Origin of the sequence: Paraburkholderia aspalathi, assembly GCF_900116445.1 — a bacterium.
Taxonomy (GTDB): domain Bacteria; phylum Pseudomonadota; class Gammaproteobacteria; order Burkholderiales; family Burkholderiaceae; genus Paraburkholderia; species Paraburkholderia aspalathi.
Genome location: NZ_FPBH01000008.1, coordinates 1 through 22,743, shown reverse-complemented (window position 1 = coordinate 22,743; position 22,743 = coordinate 1). Strand labels below are relative to the sequence as shown.

Sequence of the window (22,743 nt, the reverse complement as noted above, 5' to 3'; positions counted from 1 at the left end):
CGGAAATGACAGCGCGCCGCTTGATGACTCTCGCGGCGCGCTATTTTTTTACTGCTTTTCTTGTGGGCGCGGCGCCCTTTCAGGCACGGCCCCGTATTGATGCGTAGGCTTACGCGACTGCGTCAGCTGGCTGATGGCTCAAGAGGGCCATCAATTGCGCGATTTCTTCACGCAGCTTGCGACGGTCGACGATCATGTCGACCGCGCCTTTCGTCAGCAGGAACTCGGCGCGTTGGAAGCCTTCCGGTAGCTTTTCGCGCACGGTTTGTTCGATCACGCGCGGGCCGGCAAAGCCGATCAGCGCCTTCGGCTCGGCGATCACCACGTCGCCGAGGAACGCGAAACTCGCCGACACGCCGCCCATGGTCGGATCGGTCAGCACGGAAATAAACGGCAGCTTGGCTTCGGCGAGCTTGGTCAGCATGGCCGTGGTCTTCGCCATTTGCATCAGCGAAAGCAGGCTTTCCTGCATCCGCGCGCCGCCCGAGGCGGTGAAGCAGATAAACGGCACCTTCTGTTCGAGCGCGTTCTGCGCACCGCGCACAAAACGTTCGCCGACCACCGAACCCATCGACCCGCCCATGAACGAGAACTCGAAGCACGCGACCACCACCGGCAGCGTGTGGATGGCGCCGCCCATTACGACCATCGCGTCGGTTTCGTCGGTGTCGTCCATCGCCTCTTTCAGGCGATCCGGGTACTTGCGGCTGTCTTTGAACTTGAGCGCGTCGACCGGGACGATTTCCTGGCCGATTTCGTAGCGACCTTCCGGATCGAGCAGGCCGTCGAGCCGCTCACGCGCGCCGATGCGCATGTGATGGTCGCACTTCGGGCAAACGTGCAGATTGGCCTCGACGTCATTGCGGTACAGCACGGCTTCGCACGACGGGCACTTGATCCACAGGCCTTCCGGAATCCCCTTGCGGTTCTTCGGGTCGGTTTGTTTGATTTTCGGCGGCAGCAGTTTATCGAGCCAGCTCATATTGAATCCCTCTGGGTCAACCGGTTGCGCAAACGGCGGGACGAACCCGCCGCTCACACTACAGGAGACAAAAAATAACTGTTATCGGGCAGTCGCGACGCTATCGAGCGCCTCGCGCACTTCGGCAATGAAGCGCGTAAGCGTCTCGGCGGCGGCTTCGGGCGCCGCTTGTTCGAGCAATTGCACGATACGGCTGCCGATCACGACGGCATCGGACACTTCGGCCACCGAACGCGCCGTTTGCGCGTCACGGATGCCAAAACCGACGCCCACCGGCAGGGGTACGCGCGACTTGATGGCCGGGATTTTACTCGCGATGCTGGAAACGTCCAGATTTGCCGCGCCGGTCACACCTTTCAGCGACACATAATAAACGTAACCACTGGCGATTTTGCCGACTTCCGCGATGCGCTCATCCGTGGAGGTGGGCGCAAGCAAAAAGATCGGATCGATGCCGGCAGATCGCATCTGTTCGGCGAAATTAACGCACTCTTCCGGCGGGTAATCGACAACCAGCACGCCGTCCACACCGGCTTCTTTCGCCGCTTTGGCGAACGCTTCGGTGCCCATGCGTTCGATCGGATTGGCGTAGCCCATCAGCACCACCGGCGTCTTGTCGTCGGTTTCGCGGAAGCGCTTCACGTCGGCCAGCACGTGGCGCAGCGACACGCCATGCGCCAGCGCGCGTTCGGACGACTGCTGGATCACCGGGCCATCGGCCATCGGGTCGGAAAACGGTACGCCGAGTTCGATCACATCGGCGCCGCCGGCGGCGAGCGCGTGCATGAATTCGACCGTGCGCGCCGGATCCGGGTCACCGGCCGTCATGAACGGAATCAGGCCTTTCTTACCCTGGGCGGACAACGCAGCAAACGTGTTCTTGATACGGGACATGGAATATTCTCGGATTTTTAAGCTACTGCGCGCTTATTGCGCCTCGGTTTGCTGCTCGGCTTTGGCCGCATTCTTGCGGGTTTTGCGAGCGGCAGTGGGCGCCGACGCGGCCGCGCTAACGCGTTCGCGCGCTATCGCGCAGTAACTTTCATTGATCTCATAGCCGACGAATTCGCGCTGCTGCCGAGCGCAAGCGACTGCGGTGGTGCCGCTGCCCATGAACGGGTCGAGCACGCGCCCGCCCTTCGGACAACTTGCCAGCACCATCCGCTCGACAATTTCCAGAGGCTTCTGGGTCGGGTGATCGACGCGCTCGGCGTGTTGCCGATGCAGCCGCGATACCGACCAGACGTCCTTCGGATTATAGCCAAGCTCCAGCCACTTACTGCCTTCGAACAATTTACGCGAACGCGCCTTCTTCGTGACGGCATCGTACGGGATGCGGACGGGATCGAGATCGAAAAAATAATCTTTCGACACCGCGAAAAAGCCGATGTTGTCGTGCACCGAGGTGAATCGGCGAACCGTTCCCCCCATACTCGGCACACGCCGGTCCCAGATGATTTCGTTGACCATCGTGAGTTTTGTCTTCAGGAAGCTGAAGATTTCCGGCGCGTACTGCCAGGTGCAGAAGATATACAGCGAACCCGACGGCTTGAGCTTTGGAATAGCCAGCTCGAGCCAGCCACGCGTCCAGGCGAGAAAATCCTCGCCGGAGCGCATGTCGGAATCGTTGCCATAATCCTTGCCGAGCCCATAAGGCGGATCGCACAGGATCAGGTCGATCGACCCGTCGGGGATGTTCGCTACATCGGTCAGAAAATCGCGGTTCAACAGCCGGATGCCGGCGGGCACCTGCGCTAACAAGGGGGCAGGCGCCTCGGCCGCCACTACCTCGGCGGCCGGGCTGGTTTCAAGCGCCGGTTGCGGCTCGTCGAACTCGTCGCGCATCGTCGCGGCGCTCAGAACTGAATGCCCGATCGCTCAGCGACCGTATGCATGTCCTTGTCGCCGCGGCCCGACAGATTGACCAGAAGGACCTTGTCCTTCGGCAGCGTCGGCGCGAGCTTCGCGGCGTAGGCCAGCGCATGGCTGGACTCCAGCGCCGGAATAATGCCTTCGATGCGGCAGCAATCGTGGAACGCCTTGAGCGCTTCTTCGTCGGTGATGCTGACATATTGCGCGCGATTGCTGTCTTTTAGCCACGCGTGCTCGGGGCCGACACCCGGATAGTCCAGACCGGCCGAGATCGAATGGGTTTCGATGATCTGACCGTTCTCGTCTTGCAGGAGATACGTGCGGTTACCGTGCAGCACGCCCGGCGTGCCGGCGATCAGCGAGGCTGCGTGCCGACCGGTTTCGATGCCGTCACCCGCTGGCTCGACGCCGATCAGCTGCACCGAAGTGTCGTCAATGTACGGGTAAAAGATACCCATCGCGTTCGAACCACCGCCAACGCACGCAATCACGGCGTCCGGCTGGCGGCCGACCAGTTCGGGCATCTGCACCTTGCACTCGTCGCCGATCACGCGCTGGAAGTCGCGCACCATCATCGGATACGGATGCGGTCCCGCCACCGTGCCGATAATGTAGAACGTGTTTTCGACGTTAGTCACCCAGTCGCGCATCGCTTCGTTTAGCGCGTCTTTCAACGTGCGCGAGCCGGACGTCACGGGCACGACGGTCGCGCCGAGCAGCTTCATCCGGTAGACGTTGGCCGCCTGGCGGCGCACGTCTTCTTCGCCCATGTAGACCACGCATTCCATGCCGAAGCGCGCCGCGATGGTCGCGGCCGCCACGCCGTGCTGACCCGCGCCGGTTTCCGCGATCACGCGCGGCTTGCCCATGCGCTTTGCGAGCAGCGCCTGGCCGATCACGTTATTGATCTTGTGAGCGCCGGTGTGATTCAGGTCTTCACGCTTGAGAAAAACCTGCGCGCCGCCGAGCATTTCGCTCCAGCGTTGTGCGTGATAAATGGGGGACGGACGACCCACGAAATGCTTCAATTCGCGCTCGTATTCGGCGACGAATTCCGGGTCTTTTTGAAATTTCTCATACGCGGCACGCAGCTCGTCGAGTGCGTGAACCAGCGTTTCAGCGACGAACACGCCGCCATACTGGCCGAAATGGCCTCTTTCGTCAGGCAAGTTATACATGGTGATCACTCTTCTCAGTGTGGCGCACGGCTTTCCTATGAGAAAACCGCGCCGCCTGAATCATTCAGCGTCCGCTGCGCGCACTGCGCGTACGAACGCCGCCATCCGGGCGTGATCTTTCACGCCCTTGGCGCCCGGCACTTCGATGCCGCTCGAGACATCGACCGCGTACGGGCGCACGCGATGGATCGCATCACTGACGTTTTGCGCGTTCAACCCACCACTCAAAACGGCCCGACGCGCGAGCTCTGCTGGAATAAGTGACCAATCGAAAACCTTCCCGCCGCCGCCATAGCCTTCGACATGGGTGTCGAACAGAAGGCCGCTGGCTGCTGAATAGTTAAGTGCTGATTTTACCAAATCTGCCGGTTGAGTATCCGCCGCGACTCGCAAAGCGCGCAACCAAGGCAAACCCGCAACGCTGGCGAGGGATTCGCACTGCTCCGCGGTTTCGTCGCCGTGGAACTGCAGCAGCGTAAGCCCAACATTGCTGGCAACTTCGCGGATCCAGTCCGGCGTTGCGTTCACGAACAAGCCGACTACCGATACGAACGGCGGCACGTCATGCACCAGCTCGACGGCTTGCGCGACGCTCACCGAACGCGGGCTCGGCGGATAGAACACGAGGCCGATCGCGTCGGCGCCGAGGTCGATCGCCAGCGACACGTCTTCCGGCTTCGACAGGCCGCACAGCTTGATGCGCGTGCGATGCGGCGCGGCATGCTGCTGCGCGCCGTCGTTTGCTTCGGCTGCCAGATTTTCAGTTGATTTCATGTTTGCGCTTGCTCGGTCCATACGGTACTCCACGGCACGCTGCCGGTCTGCGGCGCGGGCACGGCGAAATGCTCAGGATAGCCCACCTGCGCCAGGTACAGGCCGTCAGGCATGAAAGTCGGCGCGGCACTATCGCGATCGCGGCTGGCGAGAACCTCGACCATCCATTCGGCCGGATGGCGTCCCCGGCCGATATCGACGAGACAGCCCATCAGGTTACGCACCATGTGGTGCAGGAAAGCGTTCGCCCGAAAGCGGAAATGAATGAAGTCGCCCTGTTGCCGCACGTCGATCTGATACAGATGTTTGACCGGCGTTTTCGCCTGGCATTGCGACGAACGGAACGCCGAAAAATCGTGTTCGCCGATCAGGTGAGCGGCTGCGGCCCGCATGGCGTCGACGTCGAGCGGCGTGTGGACCCAGCCGGCCCGCGTGTCCTGCATCGGCGAGCGGAACGGATGGACGTACAGGACGTAGTAATAGGTCCGTTCGAACGCCGAAAAACGCGCGTGAAATTCGTCGGGCATCGGCTTGGCCCACTGCACGGCGATCGTCTTCGGCAGGAAGGCGTTGGTGCCGCGAATCCACGAAAAGTCCGTGCGATCGAGTTCGGTGTCGAAATGCACGACCTGACCAAGGCCGTGCACGCCGGTATCCGTACGACCAGCCACAACGGTTTGCACAGGCGTTTGCGCGAACTCGCGCAACGCCCGTTCGAGCTCGTCCTGCACAGTCTTGCCGTGCGGCTGCGACTGCCAGCCGCAGAATGCCGAGCCGTCGTACTGGACGCCTAACGCAATACGCTTCACGACAACGGCGCGAGCGTCGAGAGCAGCGCGCGAGCCTCGGTGCGCGTGGCCGGATCGTTCGCTTCGATCACTTCGTTGATGAGCGTGCGCGCGCCGGACAGATCGCCGAGGTCGATATATTCGGCGGCCAGATCGAGTTTGTTGCGGGCGATGCGGCTTAGGTCCGCTCGCGTGAAAACCGGCAACGGTTGAGCTGGGCTCGGCGGCAACTCCAGGTCGAAATCGAGCTTGAGCGCGCCGAAGCCGGCCGCGCCCAAGCCCGCGACGGCTGCATGGCCCGCGGTGCCGGCGGTGATTTCGTCAGCGACATGCGGGAAGTCGTCCGGATCGTGCGGCGCCACGGCTTGTTGCGCCGTGGTTTCCGGGGAGGCAACCGGCGGTGTCGCAAGCGATCCGGGTACGCTCACCGCTTCGTCGTCGGTCGATTCGACGCGCGGCGGCAATGGCATGTTGAGACTGCTGAATGCGTCGAGGGCATCGCGCGGGAACTCGGTTGGCACGGATAGCGCGGGCTGAACTGGCGTGATGGGTGCCGGTTCGAAATTTGGTGCGCCGTCGGGCGTCGCGGGTTCGGCGTGCTGATTTGACTGCGGTTGTGGTTCGACGTGGACTGCGTCCTGTTGGGCCGGGGGTACTGCCGACACCGCTGGCACCGGCGTATCGAACGCCGACGTCTCGCCGTGCGGCTGGCCGAACGGCGAAGTCGTGTGCGGTTCGGCATGCTGCCGCGTGAAGTCGATGACCGGCGGCGGGGTGTCCTGATGGCTCCACGACTCTGCAAGCGGCTCATGCGTCGGCTCTGCCAACGGCGTGGCCGGCGCGCTCGATGCCGGCTCGTCGTCCCATTGCAGACGGTGCGGAGGCACCTCTTGCTGGAAGCTCTCGTCGATCGGTTCAAGCGGCGTCAGCGGCAATGCTTCGGCACCGAGTTCCGCGGCCGCTGCGAGGCTCGCAGCCGTGGTCGCCCCGTCGAGGTTTTCGTGATGGGCCGAGGGAAGAGGTTCGGTGTCCGGGCTCGGTTGCGTAGCTTCGAACGGCGCGGGTGTCGGGTGGATTTCCTGCGATGCGTGTTGGAACGCGTCGTGGTCTTGTGCGGGCAAGCCTGTGAGCGGTTGGTGAGCACCGGCTTCGTGTTCTGCTGCGGCGCGTTGCGCCGCGTCATGATCTTCTGCCGCACGCGCAGCCGCGGCTTTGTCTGCCTCCGCGCGTTCAGCTTCGGCGCGCTCCGCCGCAGCCTGTGACGCAGCTGCGTGTTCGGCTTCTGCCTTCTCCACCGCAGCGCGTTCCGCTTCTGCACGTTCCGCCGCCTGGCGTTCGGTCGCCGCGCGCTCTGCATTTTCTCGCTCTGCTGCCTCGCGTACCGCGGCTTCACGCGCCGCCGCCGCGCGAATTTCCGCTTCACGCTCCGCTGCCACGCGTTCCGCCACTTCTCGCGCTGCCGCGTCATCCCCAGCGCTCTCGTGGTCAGTCGGCGCCGACGCCGCTGCATGCCCTGCTGCCGCTTCGCCGCTTACGTCTGACGCTTCGTGCGTCGAATCGACATCCTGCGACGCAGCCGCTCGCGCGGAAGCCGCCGCTGCGTCCTCCGCCAGCGAGGAGCCGCCTGTCGCGGCAGCAGCAACGCGCTTACGTCGACCCAGACGCAAAGCGGCCAGCAGCGCGACCAACGCCGCGCCGATCGCCGCCGCGATGCTCAAATTCGTCTGCGAGATGCCGGCGTCGGTCGACGTGGAAACCGGCGCGCTGCCATGACCGGAAACGGCTGCCGCAGACGAAGCGCCGGCGGCCGGTTGCGCACCGTTTGTAGCAGGCGGGACCGTCGCGGCCGGCGTACCGCCGATGCCATGTTTCTGCAGTTCCATCAGCACGCGGTTTTTCAGCGCAAGCAATTGCTGCAAGCTCGAAACCTGCGCGCGCGGTTGCGATGCCGGTTGTGCGCCGGCCGCCGCTGCGGCAGCCGCCGACGCGCCTTCGGCAGCCTCACTGGCCGAAGGCTGGATCGCGCCCGACCAGACGTGTGCGCCGCTGGCCGGCACGGCCTGCGACCCTGCTACGGCGGCCACGCCGGCCGCTGCCGAGCTACCCGGCGTCGCCGAGCTGGCTTCAGCCGTCGAGCTGGCCGTCCCTGAAACCGCAGGCGTGGCAGCCTGAGCCGCAGCGCTTGCCGCGCTCGCCGCCGCGGCGTTGACCTGCGCCACGCCGCTCGCGGCGCCGACAGCAGCACCAACCGTCGCCGCGTTCGGCGCGGAAGCCGCCGCAGCCGTAGCGGCCGATGACGCCGCAGACGCAGACCCCGCAACCGGCGCAGAAGCCGCCGGAGCGCCGGTCGCATCCAGTGCCGGGATCGTCAATAGCGCGCCGACACGCATCCGGCTCGGATCATGACTCATGAAGGCGTTCGGATTCGCCTCGAACAGCGCGCGCGAAGCGCGTGCGAGCGTCCCCTTGTCGTGCGATTGCGTGACGGCAATCGCCACGTCATTCAACGACTGCCCGGGCCGCACCGTATATTGGCTCCCGGCGGCGTAAGAAACGGAAGCGCCCTCGGGCGCGCTCGCGGCGTCGCCCGGCGCTGCCACTGCGCTACCCACACCGGCGCCCGCCAGCGCGAACGCAAAAGCGGTCATGGCCGTCAGCCGGCCTATACCTTGATGCATAGACATAGCCCGAAGGGAAGAGAGTCGAAGGTTCATCGGGACTCCAGGCGCGTCAGCGCGCAGCCCTTTTTTGCGGTTGAAAAGAGACAAGATAATCGGAGCACACAATGAAAAAAGCGCCGCGCAAGCGCGACGCTTTTTGAGTTTTCTACACGTCGTGAGCGCGTAGTTTACTTTACTTGTCGAGCACAATGCGAAGCATGCGACGCAGCGGTTCTGCCGCGCCCCACAGCAGCTGATCGCCGACCGTGAAGGCCGACAGATATTCGCCGCCCATCGCCAGTTTGCGCACACGGCCAACCGGCACCGTCAGCGTGCCCGTGACCACGGCCGGGGACAGATCACGCATGGAGGCTTCGCGTTCGTTCGGCACAACCTTGACCCAGTCGTTGCCCGACGCAAGGATGCTGTTCACTTCGTCCAGCGGCACATCCTTGTTCAGCTTGATGGTCAGCGCCTGCGAGTGGCAGCGCATTGCGCCGATCCGCACGCAGAGGCCATCTACAGGGATCGAACCCGGCGTGCCCATAGCCGGCTTGCCCAGAATCTTGTTGGTTTCCGCGCCGCCCTTCCATTCTTCCTTCGACATGCCGTTACCGAGATCCTTGTCGATCCACGGAATCAGCGAGCCGGCGAGCGGCACGCCAAAGTTGTCGGTCGGCATACGGTCGCTGTTCATGGCGCTCAGCACGCGACGGTCGATGTCGAGAATCGCCGACGACGGATCCGCCAGGTCTTCCTTGGCCGCGCCGTACAGCGTGCCCATTTGCTGCAGCAGTTCGCGCATGTTTTGCGCGCCCGCGCCCGAAGCGGCCTGATACGTCATGGCCGTCATCCAGTCGACGAGGTTTTCGCGGAATAGGCCGCCCAGCGCCATCAGCATCAGGCTGACCGTACAGTTGCCGCCGATGAAATTCTTCTGGCCCTTGACCAGCGCGTTCTTGATCACGTCGAGGTTGACCGGATCGAGAATGATGACCGCGTCATCCTTCATGCGCAGCGACGAAGCCGCGTCGATCCAGTAGCCGTTCCAGCCCGCTGCGCGCAGCTTCGGGAACACTTCATTCGTGTAATCGCCGCCCTGGCAGGAGATAATCGCTTCGCACTTCTTCAGGTCTTCGATGCTTGTCGCATCTTTGAGCTTGGTCTCGTTTTTGGCGAACGACGGCGCGTTGCCGCCCGCGTTGCTGGTGCTGAAAAACACCGGTTCGATCAAGTCGAAATCGCCTTCCTGTTGCATACGTTGCATCAGGACGCTGCCGACCATACCGCGCCAACCTACGAGACCTACGTTCATGACTTCATACCCTTCGAATGGAAACTTCCCCGCATCTTTGCCCGCAGTGACCGCGCGGGGAAGATGAGCGGGCACGACGGACGATCAGCGTTTCGTGATCGTTTTCGGGGTAATCGCTTTTGTGGTGGTAATGGCGAGCTCAACCACACGGGCCGTTTTGCCGTGCAGTTTCGAAATCGAGGAGATTTGAGCTATGTGCGCCATCGCTACAATATACACGAAAACCGGAATCTGGCGACGTGATCGTCTGCCGCTATCGTCCGTATTGCGCGCGAATCGGCCTGTTTCGAGGCCAATTCGCGTTTTAAAGGTCGCTTTGAAGACTGTTTAGCGGCCTAACTACCAAGTGCTTCAAAGCGCCTTACAGCGCGGCGACCACTGCATCGCCCATCGCCACGGTGCCGACCTGCTTGCAACCCGGCGTCAGGATGTCACCCGTGCGGAGACCCTGTTCCAGCACCTTCTTCACCGCTTTTTCGATGCGATCCGCCTGTTCCGCCTTGTTCAGCGAATAGCGCAGCATCATCGCGGCCGACAGAATCGTTGCCAGCGGATTCGCCACGCCCTTGCCGGCGATATCCGGCGCGGAACCGTGCGACGGCTCGTACAAGCCCTTGTTGTTCTTGTCGAGCGATGCCGACGGCAGCATGCCGATCGAGCCCGTCAGCATCGCGGCTTCATCCGACAGAATGTCGCCGAACATGTTGCCGGTCACAACCACGTCGAACGCCTTCGGCGCCTTGACCAGTTGCATCGCCGCGTTGTCCACGTACATGTGCGACAACTCGACGTCAGCGTATTCCTTCGACACGTCGATCATCACGTCGCGCCAGAACTGCGACGTTTCAAGCACGTTGGCCTTATCCACGCTCGTCAGCCTCTTCTGGCGCTTTTGTGCGGCCTGAAACGCGACGTGCGCAATGCGGCGCACTTCGGGTTCCGAATAACGCATCGTGTCGAAACCTTCCTTCGCGCCTTCAAACAGCCCATCCGGCGACGAACGCACGCCGCGCGGCGCGCCGAAGTAGATGTCGCCGTTCAGTTCGCGCACGATCAGGATGTCGAGACCCGAAACGATCTCTTCCTTCAACGAGGAAGCGCCCGTGAGTTGCGGATAGCAGATTGCCGGGCGGAAGTTCGCGAACAATTGCAGGTGCTTGCGCAGACCGAGAATCGCCTGCTCCGGGCGAAGCGCGCGTTCGAGCGAGTCGTACTTCCAGTCGCCAACGGCGCCGAACAGGATCGCATCGGCTTCTTTCGCCAGCGCCAGCGTCGAATCGGGCAGCGGATGGCCCTTGGCTTCGTAACCCGCGCCGCCAACCGGCGCTTCTTCGAGTTCGAACTTTTCGCCGAGTACGTTCAATACCTTGACGGCCTCCTTGACGATTTCGGGACCGATGCCGTCGCCCGGCAAGACTGCGATCTTCATGCGAGTTTCCTTGATGATTTTCTTCGAGACTTTTCTAAGCGTGAATCAGCGAGCCGCTGGGCTCTCGGGCCTATAAGGCCTTACCCGACGATGCGGTGATTCAGCCACGGCTGCTTCGCGATCCGCTCGGCTTCGAACTGGCGAATCTTGTCAGCGTGACGCAGCGTGAGGCCGATATCGTCGAAGCCATTCAGCAGGCAGTACTTGCGAAACGCCGCCACTTCGAACGGATATTCGGCGCTACCGTCCGACGCGCGCACGACTTGCGCTTCCAGGTCGACGGTCAGCTTGAAGCCGTTAAACGCGTACGTTTCGTTGAACAGGTGATCGACTTGCTGTTCGGTCAGCACGATCGGCAGCACACCGTTCTTGAAGCAGTTGTTGTAGAAAATATCGGCGAAGCTCGGCGCAATGATTGCGCGGAAACCATACTGCTCCAGCGCCCACGGTGCGTGCTCACGCGAGCTGCCGCAACCGAAGTTCTTGCGCGCCAACAGCACCGAAGCGCCCTGATAGCGCGGCTGATTCAGCACGAAATCCGGGTTCAGCGGACGCTTCGAGTTGTCTTGACCCGGCTCGCCGTGGTCGAGGTAGCGCCATTCGTCGAACGCGTTCGGACCGAAACCCGTGCGCTTGATCGACTTCAGGAATTGCTTCGGAATGATCGCGTCCGTGTCGACGTTCTCACGATCGAGCGGCGCCACGACGCCGGTGTGTACGATGAATTTATCCATGACGCTTGCGCCTGTTTCGAGACCGGGCGATGCGCGTGACGGCCGAAAAGCCGCCCGGCGCATCGCCGGCAAAAATCAAAAACCGCTTATTTGTCGGCGTGATTGCTGATCGAATTGCCGAGGTGCGACATGTCCTCGCCAAATCCGTGCACCGTGTTGCAGCCGGCCAGACCGAGCAATAGCCCGGCCAAGGTACCGAGTGCGAAACGCCGCAAAAGAGTGGTGCGATTCATGTTCTTCATCATGCGTGTTTATCCAAGCTTGCGAATATCGACGAAATGCCCCGCGATGGCCGCTGCAGCAGCCATCGCGGGGCTCACGAGGTGGGTACGGCCACCGGCGCCCTGACGACCTTCGAAATTACGATTCGACGTGGATGCGCAACGCTCGCCCGGATCCAACCGGTCGGCGTTCATTGCGAGACACATCGAGCAACCGGGCTCACGCCATTCGAAACCGGCATCCGTAAAGACCTTATCGAGGCCTTCACGTTCCGCTTGCGCCTTCACCAGACCCGAACCCGGCACGACCATGGCCAGACGGATGTTCGGTGCAACGCGGCGGCCGAGCTTCTTCACGACGTATGCCGCAGCGCGAATGTCTTCAATGCGCGCGTTGGTGCACGACCCAATGAAGATTTTATCCGGCTTGATGGATTCGATCGGCGCATTCGGTTCGAGCGCCATGTACTTCAGCGCGCGCTCCATTGCATCGCGCTTGACCGGGTCTTTTTCGCGCTCCGGATCCGGCACGCGGCCGTCCACGGCCGTGACCATTTCCGGCGACGTGCCCCACGTGACTTGCGGCACGATTTCCGCAGCGTTCAGCTCGACCACGCGGTCGAATTGCGCGCCTTCGTCTGACTTGAACTGCTTCCAGTACTCGACCGCGTGATCCCACTCGACGCCTGCCGGCGAAAAGGGACGGCCCTTCAGGTATTCGATCGTGGTGTCGTCTACAGCGACCATGCCGGCGCGCGCGCCCGCTTCAATCGCCATGTTGCAGACCGTCATGCGGCCTTCCATGGACAGCGCGCGAATCGTCGAACCGCCGAATTCGATCGCATAGCCCGTGCCGCCTGCCGTGCCGATCTTGCCGATGATCGCGAGCACGATGTCTTTCGCCGTACAGCCGCGCGGCAACGGGCCTTCGACCTTCACCAGCATGTTCTTGCTCTTCTTCTGCAAGAGCGTTTGCGTGGCCAGCACGTGCTCGACCTCCGAGGTGCCGATGCCGTGCGCCAGCGCGCCGAACGCGCCGTGCGTGGACGTGTGCGAGTCGCCGCAGACAATGGTCATGCCCGGCAGCGTAGCGCCCTGCTCCGGCCCGATGATGTGCACGATGCCCTGACGCAGGTCGTTCATCTTGAACTGCGTAATGCCGTAGGCGTCGCAGTTCGTGTCGAGCGTATCGACTTGCAGCTTGGAGACCGGATCGGCAATGCCGTGGCTGCGATCCGTGGTGGGGACGTTGTGGTCCGACACCGCCAGATTCGCGCTGATACGCCACACCGGACGCTCAGCCAGCTTCAGGCCTTCGAACGCCTGAGGGCTGGTGACTTCGTGCAGCAAGTGACGGTCGATATAGAGAATCGTCGTACCGTCTTCTTCCGTGTGGACCACGTGTGTGTTCCACAATTTGTCGTAGAGAGTCTGTGCCATGGTATGCGGGGTAGTAATGACTGCGGGCTGACTGTGTCGGTCGATTATGCCACGCAGAACCCCGCTTAGGGCCCATGAATCATGCAAAAAACCGATAAAAAACAGGTAGTTGGGTGGTAGTGACGATACCTGTATGGATGTTACCCGGACCCCATTTGCCACCCGCAGTTTCGCGTATCCAAAACAAAACGCCCCAACGGTCAACCCGTTGGGGCGTTTTTCATTCATCTAGTCTCACGCATTTCACGGCCCTTTGGCCGATATAGCGCGCCGAGAAGACTACCGCTTAGCGTTGCGCAATCGGCTTCGCTTCGCGTTGCGTGTCGCCGATGAACAGTTGACGCGGACGGCCAATCTTCTGTTCCGGATCAGCGATCATTTCGTTCCACTGTGCAATCCAGCCGACCGTACGTGCCATCGCGAAGATACACGTGAACATCGACGTCGGGATGCCCAGCGCGCGCTGCACGATGCCCGAGTAGAAGTCGACGTTCGGGTACAGCTTGCGCGACACGAAGTATTCGTCTTCCAGAGCGATCTTTTCCAGCGCCATGGCCAGCTTGAACAGCGGGTCGTCGTGCAGGCCCAGCTCTTCCAGCACTTCGTGGCAGGTTTCGCGCATCAGCTTCGCACGCGGATCGTAGTTCTTGTAGACGCGGTGACCGAAGCCCATCAGCTTCACGCCCGAGTTCTTGTCCTTCACCTGCTTGATGAACTCAGGAATATTGTCGACCGAACCAATCTCTTCCAGCATGTTCAGTGCGGCTTCGTTCGCACCACCGTGCGCCGGGCCCCACAGGCAAGCGATACCGGCCGCGATACACGCGAACGGGTTAGCGCCCGACGAACCCGCCAGACGAACCGTCGAGGTCGACGCATTCTGTTCGTGGTCTGCGTGCAGGATCAGGATACGGTCCAGCGCGCGCACCAGCACGTCGTTGACCTTGTACTCTTCGCACGGGTTCGAGAACATCATGTGCATGAAGTTCGCGCTGTACGACAGGTCGTTCTTCGGGTACGCAAACGGCTGGCCGATGCTGTACTTGTACGCCATCGCGACGAGCGTAGGCAGCTTCGCGATCATGCGAATGGCCGACACTTCACGGTGACGCGGATTGTTGATGTCGAGCGAGTCGTGATAGAACGCCGACAGCGCGCCGACTGCAGCGACCAGAATCGCCATCGGGTGTGCGTCGCGACGGAAGCCACGGAAGAAGAAGTGCATTTGCTCATGCACCATCGTGTGCTTCGTGACGGTGTTCACGAACTCGTCTTTCTGCTGCGCGTTCGGCAGTTCGCCCTTCAGCAGCAGATAGCAGGTTTCGAGGAAGTCGGCGTTTTGCGCGAGGTTGTCGATCGGGTAGCCGCGATACAGCAGCTCGCCCTTGTCACCGTCGATGTACGTAATCGCCGAATTGCACGCCGCCGTCGACATAAAGCCCGGGTCGTACGTGAACTTGCCGGTCTGGCCGTACAGTTTGCGGATGTCGATCACGTCCGGGCCGAGAGTGCCCTTGTAAATCGGCATTTCAACGCTCGGCGAATTGTCGCTGAACGATAGCGTGGCTTTAACATCTGACGGGGTCATAGCACATCCTCAATCGAAGTATGGAAACAGGGTTTCGATAATTTGCACGCCTGGGAACAACGGACAAGCGGCGCTCAAGACGTTAGCGGTGCTCAAGCATTCCGCAACAGCTCCAGCACCCGGATCACATCCGGGTCGGCAAGTTCGCCTTCCGGTTCCTTGCGAACGAGCAGCAAGTCCATCAGGTCGTTATCGCTCAGCTCGAGCAGGCGCGTGAGAGCGCCCACGTCGGCATCGCTGAGGTCGTGCTCATATCGGCTGAAAAAACGCTCAAAGATCAGATCGTTTTCCAGCAGGCCCCGCCGCGCACGCCAGCGAAGGCGCGCGCGGCGGAGAGGGTCGGACTGATGCGATGTTTCTGTGTTCATCCTAGACTGCGCGGCGAACCATCAATTCCTTGATCTTGCCAATCGCCTTGGTCGGGTTCAGGCCCTTCGGGCAGACGTCGACGCAATTCATGATCGTATGGCAACGGAACAGACGGTACGGATCTTCCAGATTGTCGAGGCGTTCACCCGTCGCTTCGTCGCGGCTATCCGCGATGAAACGATAGGCCTGCAACAGACCAGCCGGGCCGACGAACTTGTCCGGATTCCACCAGAAGCTCGGGCACGACGTAGAGCAGCTAGCGCACAGAATACATTCGTACAGGCCGTCGAGCTCGTCGCGTTCTTCCGGCGACTGCAGACGTTCCTTTTCCGGCGGCGGCGTATCGTTGATCAGGTACGGCTTGATCGAGTGATACTGGTTGAAGAACTGCGTGAAGTCGCAAATCAGGTCGCGCACGACGGGCAGGCCCGGCAGCGGACGCAGCACGATCTTCTGCGGCAGGTCGTTCATGTTCTGCAAGCAGGCCAGACCATTCTTGCCGTTGATGTTCATCGCGTCCGAACCGCACACGCCTTCGCGGCACGAACGGCGGAACGACAAAGTTTCGTCCATCGCTTTCAGCTTGAGCAGCGCGTCGAGCAGCATGCGTTCGTGCGAGTCGATTTCGATCTCGTACGTTTGCATGCGCGGCGCTGCGTCCTTGTCCGGATCGTAGCGGTAAATTTCAAATGTACGCTTGGCCATTTCTGAATTCCTTTGACTTGTGCCTTAGAAGGTACGCGCTTTCGGCGGCACCGATTCGACGGTCAGCGGTTGCATCTGAACCGGCTTGTAGTCGAGGCGATCGCCTTCGCTGAACCACAGCGTATGGCGCAGCCAGTTTTCGTCGTCGCGATGTTCGAAGTCGTCTTGCGCGTGCGCGCCGCGGCTTTCCTTGCGGGCTTCGGCGGAAACCATCGTGGCGCGGGCCACTTCGATCAGGTTCTCCACTTCCAGTGCTTCGATGCGCGCCGTGTTGAACACCTTCGACTTGTCTTTCAGATAGATGTTGTCGACACGGTCAGCCACTTCGCGAATCCGCTCGACACCTTCGGCCAGCAGCTTCGACGTGCGGAACACGCCGGCGTGCGCCTGCATCGTGGAACGGATGTCGGCCGCAACGGTCTGCGAGTATTCGCCCGACGTGGACTTGTCCAGCTTGTTCAGACGCGCCAGCGAGAAATCGCCTGCGTCGGCCGGCAGCGGCTTGTGTTCCTTGATGTCCTTCACGTGCTTGACGATGTGGTTGCCGGCCGCGCGGCCGAACACCACCAGGTCGAGCAGCGAGTTCGTGCCGAGACGGTTTGCGCCGTGCACCGACACGCACGAGCATTCGCCCACTGCGTAGAAACCGTTGACGACTTCCTTGTGATCCCGCGACGTGCCAACGACCTGGCCGTTGATGTTCGTCGGGATACCACCCATCTGATAGTGGATGGTCGGCACAACCGGAATCGGCTCTTTAATACAGTCGACGTTCGCGAACTTCATGGCGATTTCGCGGATCGACGGCAGACGCTTCATGATCGTCTCAGCGCCGATGTGCGACAGGTCGAGCAGCACGTGATCCTTGTTCGGACCCACGCCGCGACCTTCCTTGATTTCCTGGTCCATCGAACGCGAAACGAAGTCGCGCGGCGCCAGATCCTTCAGCGTCGGCGCGTAGCGTTCCATGAAACGCTCGCCGTTCGAGTTACGCAAAATACCGCCTTCACCACGCACGCCTTCGGTAATCAGCACGCCCGCGCCGGCCACGCCGGTGGGGTGAAATTGCCAGAATTCCATGTCTTGCAGTGCGATACCCGAACGCGCAGCCATACCCAGGCCGTCACCGGTGTTGATGAACGCGTTCGTGGATGCTGCGAAGATCCGACCCGCGCCGCCCGTAGCGAACAGCGTGGTCTTGCCTTCGAGGATGTAAACGTCGCCGGTTTCCATTTCCAGCGCGGTGACACCAAGCACGTCGCCGTCGGCGTCGCGGATCAGATCCAGCGCCATCCATTCGACGAAGAACTGTGTCTTGGCAGCCACGTTTTGCTGGTACAGCGTGTGCAGCAGCGCGTGACCCGTACGGTCAGCGGCCGCGCAAGCGCGTTGCACCGGCTTTTCGCCGTAGTTGGCGGTGTGGCCGCCGAACGGGCGTTGGTAAATCGTGCCGTCAGCGTTACGGTCGAACGGCATGCCGAAGTGTTCGAGCTCGTACACGGCGTTCGGTGCTTCACGGCACATGAACTCGATCGCGTCCTGGTCGCCGAGCCAGTCGGAACCCTTGATCGTGTCGTAGAAGTGGTAGTGCCAATTGTCTTCGCTCATGTTGCCGAGCGAGGCGCCGATGCCGCCTTGGGCAGCGACCGTGTGCGACCGCGTCGGGAACACCTTGGACAGCACGCAAACCGACAGACCGGCGCGCGCGAGTTGCAGCGAAGCGCGCATCCCCGAGCCGCCTGCGCCGACGATAACCACGTCAAACTTGCGACGCGGCAGAGAATTCTTGATTGCAGCCATTCTTTTACACTCTCCAGAGAATCTGCGCAGCGTAGCCCGCACATGCGAGCAGCCAGACGATCGTCAGCGCTTGAAGAAACAGGCGCGTGCCAACGGGCTTCACATAGTCCATCCAGATGTCGCGGATACCAACCCACGCGTGATAGAACAGCGACAGCAGCGTGACGAACGTGGCGAGCTTCATCCATTGCGTTGCAAAGATCGAGGCCCAGCCGTCATACGAGAAATCGCGCGCGCCGAAGAACCACGCGAGCAGGATCACCGTGTAGACGGCCATGATGCAGGCGGTAATGCGCTGGGCGAGCCAGTCGCGCAGGCCGTAATGTGCGCCGACGACGAGACGCTTCGGACCGATTCGGTTATTAGCTGCCATTTTTTTAGAATGCTCCGAAGAGTTTGAGCGCGAAAGCAATCGTCAGAAGCGACGAAACGACCAGCACCACGATGGAGGTTTGCTTGCCCTTCTCTTTAGTCGTGAGGCCGTGGCTCGTGTCCATGAACAGGTGACGGACACCCGCGCAGAAGTGGAACAGGAAGGCCCACGCGAGAACGAGCGTGATGAGCTTGACGATGATGTTGGAGAGGAAGCCCTTGAAGACTTCGAAACTAAGTTCGGAAGTCAGGCTCTGATCGAAGAGGTACAGCAGGAACGGAAGAAAAACAAAAAGCAGCCCACCGCTTAGGCGGTGCAAGATCGACACGCGCCCCGCTAGCGGGAGACGGTATGCCGTCAAAATCTGCCCGATACCGATGTTCCGGAATTCCGGCCTCGGTTTTTTTACGGCTTCAGCCATGCTAGACCCCTACTATGTAGTCACACTAATCCGCAATTTTAGCGCCTTTTTATATCGCGCTGCAGCGAAAACCACTACAGGTCCGTTACAGCGCGCGCGATAAAGGCGCCTTCAAACAGGCGCGCGTGTGGGACGCGACGCCCTTTTTCGTCCCGATTCAGCTCAGATCGTTCTGATAGTAATACCCGGTTGTGACATACCAACCACGGCGCACCTCAACCGGCCGGTCTCCATATGTATAGGAGACGCGCTCGACCGAAAGCAGCGGGAAACCCGCCGGCACATGCAGCAGATCGGCGACCGCCGGATCAGCTGCGACCGCGCGGATCTTCTCCGTTGCGCGGATCATGCGTGTGCCGAATTCCGTCTCGAACATGGCGTAGAGGGGACCTTTATACTCCGACAGCCGCTCGAGCGTGAGCCCGCGAAACACCGCGCCGGGTAACCAGATTTCGTCGAGTACGGTGACTTCGCCGTCGAACTGCAGCAAGCGCTTGATCAACACCACCGGATCGGCGGGTTTCAGATCGAGTTGCCGGGCGATGTCCGCCGAAGCACGCAAACGCCGACACTCAAGCAGGCGGCTGACGTGCGGATGTTCCGCGCCGTCATCGGCCAGTAATCTGAGGAAGCGAAACTGAGCGCGGTCTTCATTGTGCGTTGCAACAAAAGTACCCTTGCCCTGGCGGCGCACCAGCAGGTTGTCGGCAGCAAGCTCGTCGATCGCTTTGCGCACAGTTCCCTGACTGACCTTGAATCTGGCCGCCAATTCGACTTCACTAGGAATGATCTCGCCAGGTTTCCATTCGCCGGTTTCGAGGCTCTGCGTAATCAAGCCCTTGATCTGCTGATACAAGGGGCTGAAAGTGGGCGACGCAGCGGGCGTGGCAGCGGATACACCCTCGCCCGTGGCCCCATGGCCGTTCGGATTCGCGGTGTTCGCCTGGTTCGAAGTCATCCGCGCATTTCATCATAAAGGGCCGGGCCGCGTCTAGGGTTTTCCCCGCAACAGATATGTCTTATATAAGACATAAGATAATGTTGACTTTGTGTCTGACGGCTCCTACACTCCTTGTCGAGCAAGGGTTTGCGGGTTTTTCGGCGGCTGTTTTGCACTGTGCAATACAGCGCCGCAGCGCACCGGCAGCCACTCTGCACCATGCTGTTCCCACGCAGTCCAGGTTTCGATTCGCCGCCATTCGTTGGTCAGACGCTTGCCGAAACGCGCTGTTTGCAGGAGCCCGCATCGTGCAGCGGCTACCCGGCGCCAGGATGCCCCGCTCCCCGCCCAGCAGTACAGGTTTCCGGCATGGCGGTCTTGCCGCAGCGCGCCGCACAGCCTCGGCACATTCCGAGGCCGTACGCAAACAGTGAATTCCGCCGTGTTTCACAACGCTTCGCTGAACGCACATATAGAATGGCGTTTTCCCTAGCGTCTAACGCATCGTCCTGGAGATTTCTCAATGGCTAAGCCCGCAAAGCGCGTTGCCGTCACCGGCGCCGCAGGTCAAATCGCTTACTCCCTACTGTTCCGCATCGCCAATGGCGACCTGCTCGGTAAGGACCAGCCGGTTATCCTGCAACTGCTCGACCTGCCGCAAGCGCAAGGCGCCGTCAAAGGCGTCGTGATGGAACTGGATGATTGCGCATTCCCGCTGCTGTCGGGTGTCGTGATCACTGACGACCCGAAGGTTGCATTCAAGGATGCAGACGTTGCCTTGCTGGTCGGCGCACGTCCGCGTTCGAAAGGCATGGAGCGTAAAGACCTGCTGTCGGCAAACGCCGAAATCTTCACGGTTCAGGGCAAGGCGCTGAACGAAGTCGCGAGCCGCGACGTGAAGGTGCTGGTGGTCGGCAACCCGGCCAACACCAACGCTTACATCGCCATGAAGTCGGCGCCGGATCTGCCGAAGAAGAACTTCACCGCCATGCTGCGCCTCGATCACAACCGCGCGCTGTCGCAACTGGCCGCCAAGTCGGGCAAGCCGGTCGCTTCGATCGAAAAACTGGCTGTGTGGGGCAACCACTCGCCGACCATGTACCCGGACTTCCGCGTCGCAACGGCAGAAGGTCAAGACCTGACCAAGCTGATCAACGACGAAGAATGGAACCGCAACACGTTCATCCCGACCGTCGGCAAGCGCGGCGCAGCAATCATCGAAGCGCGCGGCCTCTCGTCGGCAGCGTCGGCAGCTAACGCTGCAATCGACCACGTGCGTGACTGGGTGCTCGGCACGAACGGCAAGTGGGTCACGATGGGTATCCCGTCGGACGGTTCGTATGGCATTCCGGAAGACATCATCTACGGTGTGCCGGTTACGTGCGAAAACGGCGAGTACAAGCGCGTTGAAGGTCTGGCAATCGACGCGTTCTCGCGCGAAAAGATGGACGGCACGCTGAACGAGCTGCTCGAAGAGCGCGAAGGCGTTCAACATCTGCTCGGCTAAGCGCTAGATGCAGACGAACCGGAACTCCGTGGCTTTATCGCAGCGGGTTCCGGTTTTTTACGTGCGAATGCAGGTACGTCCCACGAAATTGCGGTTCACTTCGCAATTTGTCGTGCCAGTATTCGCCTCTGATTCGAACGCGCTTTGCGTCATGGCCGGCTGATCGCCGAGCAGAGCGCGTCCGAATCCGATTTACCCACCCGACCACCCAGAATCCTGACGCCGAAGATGCGCGCCCTCACACCCGCCGAAGTGCTGTTTGACGGCGAAGTGCCGCCCGCTGTGCTGCCTGCCTGCGATCACTACGCCGGCAGCGAGAAGCTGATGCTGAAATCACTGGCATTGCAGCAGCAACTCGGCCCGGTGTTCGACATCACACTCGATTGTGAAGACGGCGCGCAGGTCGGCCGCGAAGCCGAACACGCGGAGCTGGTCGCGTCGCTGCTGGGCAGCGAGCATGACCGCTTCGGCCGTGTCGGCGTGCGGATCCACGACTTCGATCACCCGCACTGGCGTGACGACGTCCGTCTCATTCTGCGGGCCGCAAAGCGAGCGCCTGCCTACATCACCCTGCCGAAGGTCCGCAACGTCCCCGATGCCGCCGAAATGGTCGCGTTCATCGAGGCGACGCGGCGTGAACTCGGCATCGCGCAGCCGGTGCCGGTGCAATTGCTGGTCGAAACGCATGGCGCGTTGACGCGCGTGTTCGATCTGGCTGCGCTCCCCGGTGTCGAGGCGTTGAGCTTCGGCCTGATGGACTTCGTTTCCGCGCACGACGGCGCGATTCCCGACACCGCCATGCGCTCGCCCGGTCAGTTCGACCACCCGCTGGTGCGGCGCGCGAAACTCGAGATTTCGGCGGCCTGCCATGCGTACGGCAAGGTGCCGTCGCATAACGTCAGCACCGAAGTACGCGACATGAGCGTGGTTGCAAACGACGCCGCCCGGGCCCGCAACGAGTTCGGCTACACGCGCATGTGGAGTATCCATCCGGCGCAGATCGAAGCGATCGTCGCTGCATTTGCTCCGCGCGACGAAGAAATCGTCACTGCTACCGAAATTCTGCTGGCTGCGCAGTCGGCGCAATGGGGGCCGACGCGCTATCACGACACGCTGCATGACCGGGCGAGCTATCGCTACTACTGGTCGGTGCTGCGTCGCGCGCAATCCACGGGTCGCGCCGTCCCGCAAGACGCTGCGCCGCTCTTCACGAAAGTGGGCACTAACGGGCAAGCCGCATGATGAGCACGATGGCCAATGCAGCAGCCGGCGTAGCGGCGCTGGTAGGCGCCCTCGCGTGGCGCCGTACAAGCGAATCAGAGCCGCGTCTCGCGCAGCAGGAAACAGACGTCGAATCCGTGGTTCAACCGGAAACAATGAGCAGGCACAAAGGAGATTGCGGGAGATGAGCGAGACGACGCAAACCGCCGGTGCACAAGGCGAGAACGAATCTAAAAGCGGGTTCAAACCGAAGAAATCCGTCGCGCTGTCCGGCGTGACGGCTGGCAACACTGCCCTTTGCACGGTCGGCAAGACCGGCAACGACCTGCACTACCGCGGCTACGACATTCTCGACATCGCCGGTGCCTGCGAATTCGAAGAGATCGCGTATCTGCTGGTCCACGAAAAGCTGCCGACGCAGGCTGA

Annotated in this window: 22 protein-coding genes; 3 read left to right on the top strand and 19 right to left on the bottom strand. The window is 61.5% G+C overall.

The genetic code is table 11. The features are described from left to right. Window positions 1-109: 109 nt before the first annotated feature. The 19 genes from accD to BM438_RS14490 form a co-directional block, all read right to left on the bottom strand. Window positions 110-982 carry an acetyl-CoA carboxylase, carboxyltransferase subunit beta gene (gene accD, locus BM438_RS14580; protein WP_093634944.1) on the bottom strand — a complete coding sequence of 291 codons (873 nt, stop codon included), beginning with the start codon at window positions 980-982 and terminating at the stop codon, window positions 110-112. Window positions 983-1,063: 81 nt separating this feature from the next. After that, window positions 1,064-1,876 carry a tryptophan synthase subunit alpha gene (gene trpA, locus BM438_RS14575; RefSeq protein WP_093634943.1) on the bottom strand — a complete coding sequence of 271 codons (813 nt, stop codon included), beginning with the start codon at window positions 1,874-1,876 and terminating at the stop codon, window positions 1,064-1,066. A 33-nt stretch (window positions 1,877-1,909) separates the two neighbouring features. Further along, window positions 1,910-2,827: a DNA-methyltransferase gene (locus BM438_RS14570; protein ID WP_093634942.1), complete on the bottom strand. Its 918-nt coding sequence runs from the start codon at window positions 2,825-2,827 to the stop codon at window positions 1,910-1,912. An 11-nt stretch (window positions 2,828-2,838) separates the two neighbouring features. Continuing rightward, window positions 2,839-4,032: a tryptophan synthase subunit beta gene (gene trpB, locus BM438_RS14565; RefSeq protein ID WP_093634941.1), complete on the bottom strand. Its 1,194-nt coding sequence runs from the start codon at window positions 4,030-4,032 to the stop codon at window positions 2,839-2,841. Between the two features lie 60 nt (window positions 4,033-4,092). Then, window positions 4,093-4,806 (bottom strand): phosphoribosylanthranilate isomerase, encoded by a 714-nt coding sequence (locus BM438_RS14560; RefSeq protein ID WP_093634940.1) that lies wholly within the window; start codon window positions 4,804-4,806, stop codon window positions 4,093-4,095. Then, the gene (gene truA / locus BM438_RS14555) at window positions 4,803-5,615 is read right to left on the bottom strand and encodes a tRNA pseudouridine(38-40) synthase TruA (RefSeq protein WP_093634939.1); all 813 of its coding nucleotides are present in this window, start codon (window positions 5,613-5,615) and stop codon (window positions 4,803-4,805) included. Before truA ends, BM438_RS14560 begins: the two co-directional genes overlap by 4 nt. Further along, entirely contained in the window at window positions 5,612-8,308 is a 2,697-nt protein-coding gene (locus BM438_RS14550; protein ID WP_093634938.1) for a FimV/HubP family polar landmark protein, read from the bottom strand. The genes truA and BM438_RS14550 overlap by 4 nt, the downstream gene beginning before the upstream one ends. Window positions 8,309-8,447: 139 nt before the next feature. Then, window positions 8,448-9,569 (bottom strand): aspartate-semialdehyde dehydrogenase, encoded by a 1,122-nt coding sequence (gene asd / locus BM438_RS14545; protein WP_027805102.1) that lies wholly within the window; start codon window positions 9,567-9,569, stop codon window positions 8,448-8,450. A 361-nt stretch (window positions 9,570-9,930) separates the two neighbouring features. After that, window positions 9,931-10,998, bottom strand: coding sequence for a 3-isopropylmalate dehydrogenase (gene leuB / locus BM438_RS14540; protein ID WP_093634937.1), 1,068 nt, complete (start codon window positions 10,996-10,998; stop codon window positions 9,931-9,933). Window positions 10,999-11,078: 80 nt separating this feature from the next. Then, a complete protein-coding gene (gene leuD / locus BM438_RS14535; protein ID WP_093634936.1) occupies window positions 11,079-11,732 on the bottom strand; it encodes a 3-isopropylmalate dehydratase small subunit in 654 nt (217 codons plus the stop codon). A gap of 86 nt (window positions 11,733-11,818) precedes the next feature. Next, window positions 11,819-11,977: an entericidin A/B family lipoprotein gene (locus BM438_RS14530; RefSeq protein ID WP_028196115.1), complete on the bottom strand. Its 159-nt coding sequence runs from the start codon at window positions 11,975-11,977 to the stop codon at window positions 11,819-11,821. A gap of 6 nt (window positions 11,978-11,983) precedes the next feature. Then, a complete protein-coding gene (leuC, locus tag BM438_RS14525) occupies window positions 11,984-13,393 on the bottom strand; it encodes a 3-isopropylmalate dehydratase large subunit (RefSeq protein WP_093634935.1) in 1,410 nt (469 codons plus the stop codon). A gap of 286 nt (window positions 13,394-13,679) precedes the next feature. After that, window positions 13,680-14,981, bottom strand: coding sequence for a citrate synthase (gene gltA, locus BM438_RS14520; protein WP_028196113.1), 1,302 nt, complete (start codon window positions 14,979-14,981; stop codon window positions 13,680-13,682). Window positions 14,982-15,073: 92 nt separating this feature from the next. Then, window positions 15,074-15,349, bottom strand: a complete 276-nt coding sequence (locus tag BM438_RS14515) for an FAD assembly factor SdhE (protein WP_074289032.1) — start codon at window positions 15,347-15,349, stop codon at window positions 15,074-15,076. Window position 15,350: 1 nt separating this feature from the next. Then, window positions 15,351-16,055 carry a succinate dehydrogenase iron-sulfur subunit gene (locus tag BM438_RS14510; RefSeq protein ID WP_054034792.1) on the bottom strand — a complete coding sequence of 235 codons (705 nt, stop codon included), beginning with the start codon at window positions 16,053-16,055 and terminating at the stop codon, window positions 15,351-15,353. A gap of 24 nt (window positions 16,056-16,079) precedes the next feature. Then, window positions 16,080-17,855, bottom strand: coding sequence for a succinate dehydrogenase flavoprotein subunit (gene sdhA, locus BM438_RS14505; RefSeq protein ID WP_093634934.1), 1,776 nt, complete (start codon window positions 17,853-17,855; stop codon window positions 16,080-16,082). Window positions 17,856-17,859: 4 nt separating this feature from the next. Continuing rightward, complete coding sequence (sdhD, locus tag BM438_RS14500; RefSeq protein WP_054034791.1) at window positions 17,860-18,228, bottom strand: succinate dehydrogenase, hydrophobic membrane anchor protein; 369 nt, start codon at window positions 18,226-18,228, stop codon at window positions 17,860-17,862. 4 nt (window positions 18,229-18,232) lie between these two features. Then, a complete protein-coding gene (gene sdhC / locus BM438_RS14495) occupies window positions 18,233-18,649 on the bottom strand; it encodes a succinate dehydrogenase, cytochrome b556 subunit (RefSeq protein ID WP_054034790.1) in 417 nt (138 codons plus the stop codon). Between the two features lie 157 nt (window positions 18,650-18,806). Next, window positions 18,807-19,607 carry a GntR family transcriptional regulator gene (locus tag BM438_RS14490; protein WP_093634933.1) on the bottom strand — a complete coding sequence of 267 codons (801 nt, stop codon included), beginning with the start codon at window positions 19,605-19,607 and terminating at the stop codon, window positions 18,807-18,809. A gap of 505 nt (window positions 19,608-20,112) precedes the next feature. Between BM438_RS14490 and BM438_RS14485 the strand changes: the two genes are divergently transcribed. The 3 genes from BM438_RS14485 to BM438_RS14475 form a co-directional block, all read left to right on the top strand. Next, entirely contained in the window at window positions 20,113-21,096 is a 984-nt protein-coding gene (locus BM438_RS14485) for a malate dehydrogenase (RefSeq protein ID WP_074289036.1), read from the top strand. Between the two features lie 228 nt (window positions 21,097-21,324). After that, entirely contained in the window at window positions 21,325-22,338 is a 1,014-nt protein-coding gene (locus tag BM438_RS14480; RefSeq protein ID WP_093634932.1) for an HpcH/HpaI aldolase/citrate lyase family protein, read from the top strand. Between the two features lie 163 nt (window positions 22,339-22,501). Beyond that, on the top strand, window positions 22,502-22,743 hold a 242-nt coding region (locus BM438_RS14475; RefSeq protein ID WP_279630551.1), incomplete at its 3' end, for a citrate/2-methylcitrate synthase.

What these genes read in the sequence shown, in the direction of transcription:
- BM438_RS14510 (WP_054034792.1), bottom strand. Translation starts at nt 16,055, where the DNA reads ATGGCCAAGCGTACATTTGAAATTTACCGCTACGATCCGGACAAGGAC.
- BM438_RS14490 (WP_093634933.1), bottom strand. Translation starts at nt 19,607, where the DNA reads ATGACTTCGAACCAGGCGAACACCGCGAATCCGAACGGCCATGGGGCC.
- accD (WP_093634944.1), bottom strand. Translation starts at nt 982, where the DNA reads ATGAGCTGGCTCGATAAACTGCTGCCGCCGAAAATCAAACAAACCGAC.
- BM438_RS14530 (WP_028196115.1), bottom strand. Translation starts at nt 11,977, where the DNA reads ATGATGAAGAACATGAATCGCACCACTCTTTTGCGGCGTTTCGCACTC.
- trpB (WP_093634941.1), bottom strand. Translation starts at nt 4,032, where the DNA reads ATGTATAACTTGCCTGACGAAAGAGGCCATTTCGGCCAGTATGGCGGC.
- BM438_RS14560 (WP_093634940.1), bottom strand. Translation starts at nt 4,806, where the DNA reads ATGAAATCAACTGAAAATCTGGCAGCCGAAGCAAACGACGGCGCGCAG.
- leuC (WP_093634935.1), bottom strand. Translation starts at nt 13,393, where the DNA reads ATGGCACAGACTCTCTACGACAAATTGTGGAACACACACGTGGTCCAC.
- sdhC (WP_054034790.1), bottom strand. Translation starts at nt 18,649, where the DNA reads ATGGCTGAAGCCGTAAAAAAACCGAGGCCGGAATTCCGGAACATCGGT.
- leuB (WP_093634937.1), bottom strand. Translation starts at nt 10,998, where the DNA reads ATGAAGATCGCAGTCTTGCCGGGCGACGGCATCGGTCCCGAAATCGTC.
- sdhA (WP_093634934.1), bottom strand. Translation starts at nt 17,855, where the DNA reads ATGGCTGCAATCAAGAATTCTCTGCCGCGTCGCAAGTTTGACGTGGTT.
- BM438_RS14485 (WP_074289036.1), top strand. Translation starts at nt 20,113, where the DNA reads ATGGCTAAGCCCGCAAAGCGCGTTGCCGTCACCGGCGCCGCAGGTCAA.
- BM438_RS14515 (WP_074289032.1), bottom strand. Translation starts at nt 15,349, where the DNA reads ATGAACACAGAAACATCGCATCAGTCCGACCCTCTCCGCCGCGCGCGC.
- BM438_RS14570 (WP_093634942.1), bottom strand. Translation starts at nt 2,827, where the DNA reads ATGCGCGACGAGTTCGACGAGCCGCAACCGGCGCTTGAAACCAGCCCG.
- BM438_RS14550 (WP_093634938.1), bottom strand. Translation starts at nt 8,308, where the DNA reads ATGAACCTTCGACTCTCTTCCCTTCGGGCTATGTCTATGCATCAAGGT.
- leuD (WP_093634936.1), bottom strand. Translation starts at nt 11,732, where the DNA reads ATGGATAAATTCATCGTACACACCGGCGTCGTGGCGCCGCTCGATCGT.
- sdhD (WP_054034791.1), bottom strand. Translation starts at nt 18,228, where the DNA reads ATGGCAGCTAATAACCGAATCGGTCCGAAGCGTCTCGTCGTCGGCGCA.
- gltA (WP_028196113.1), bottom strand. Translation starts at nt 14,981, where the DNA reads ATGACCCCGTCAGATGTTAAAGCCACGCTATCGTTCAGCGACAATTCG.
- asd (WP_027805102.1), bottom strand. Translation starts at nt 9,569, where the DNA reads ATGAACGTAGGTCTCGTAGGTTGGCGCGGTATGGTCGGCAGCGTCCTG.
- BM438_RS14480 (WP_093634932.1), top strand. Translation starts at nt 21,325, where the DNA reads ATGCGCGCCCTCACACCCGCCGAAGTGCTGTTTGACGGCGAAGTGCCG.
- trpA (WP_093634943.1), bottom strand. Translation starts at nt 1,876, where the DNA reads ATGTCCCGTATCAAGAACACGTTTGCTGCGTTGTCCGCCCAGGGTAAG.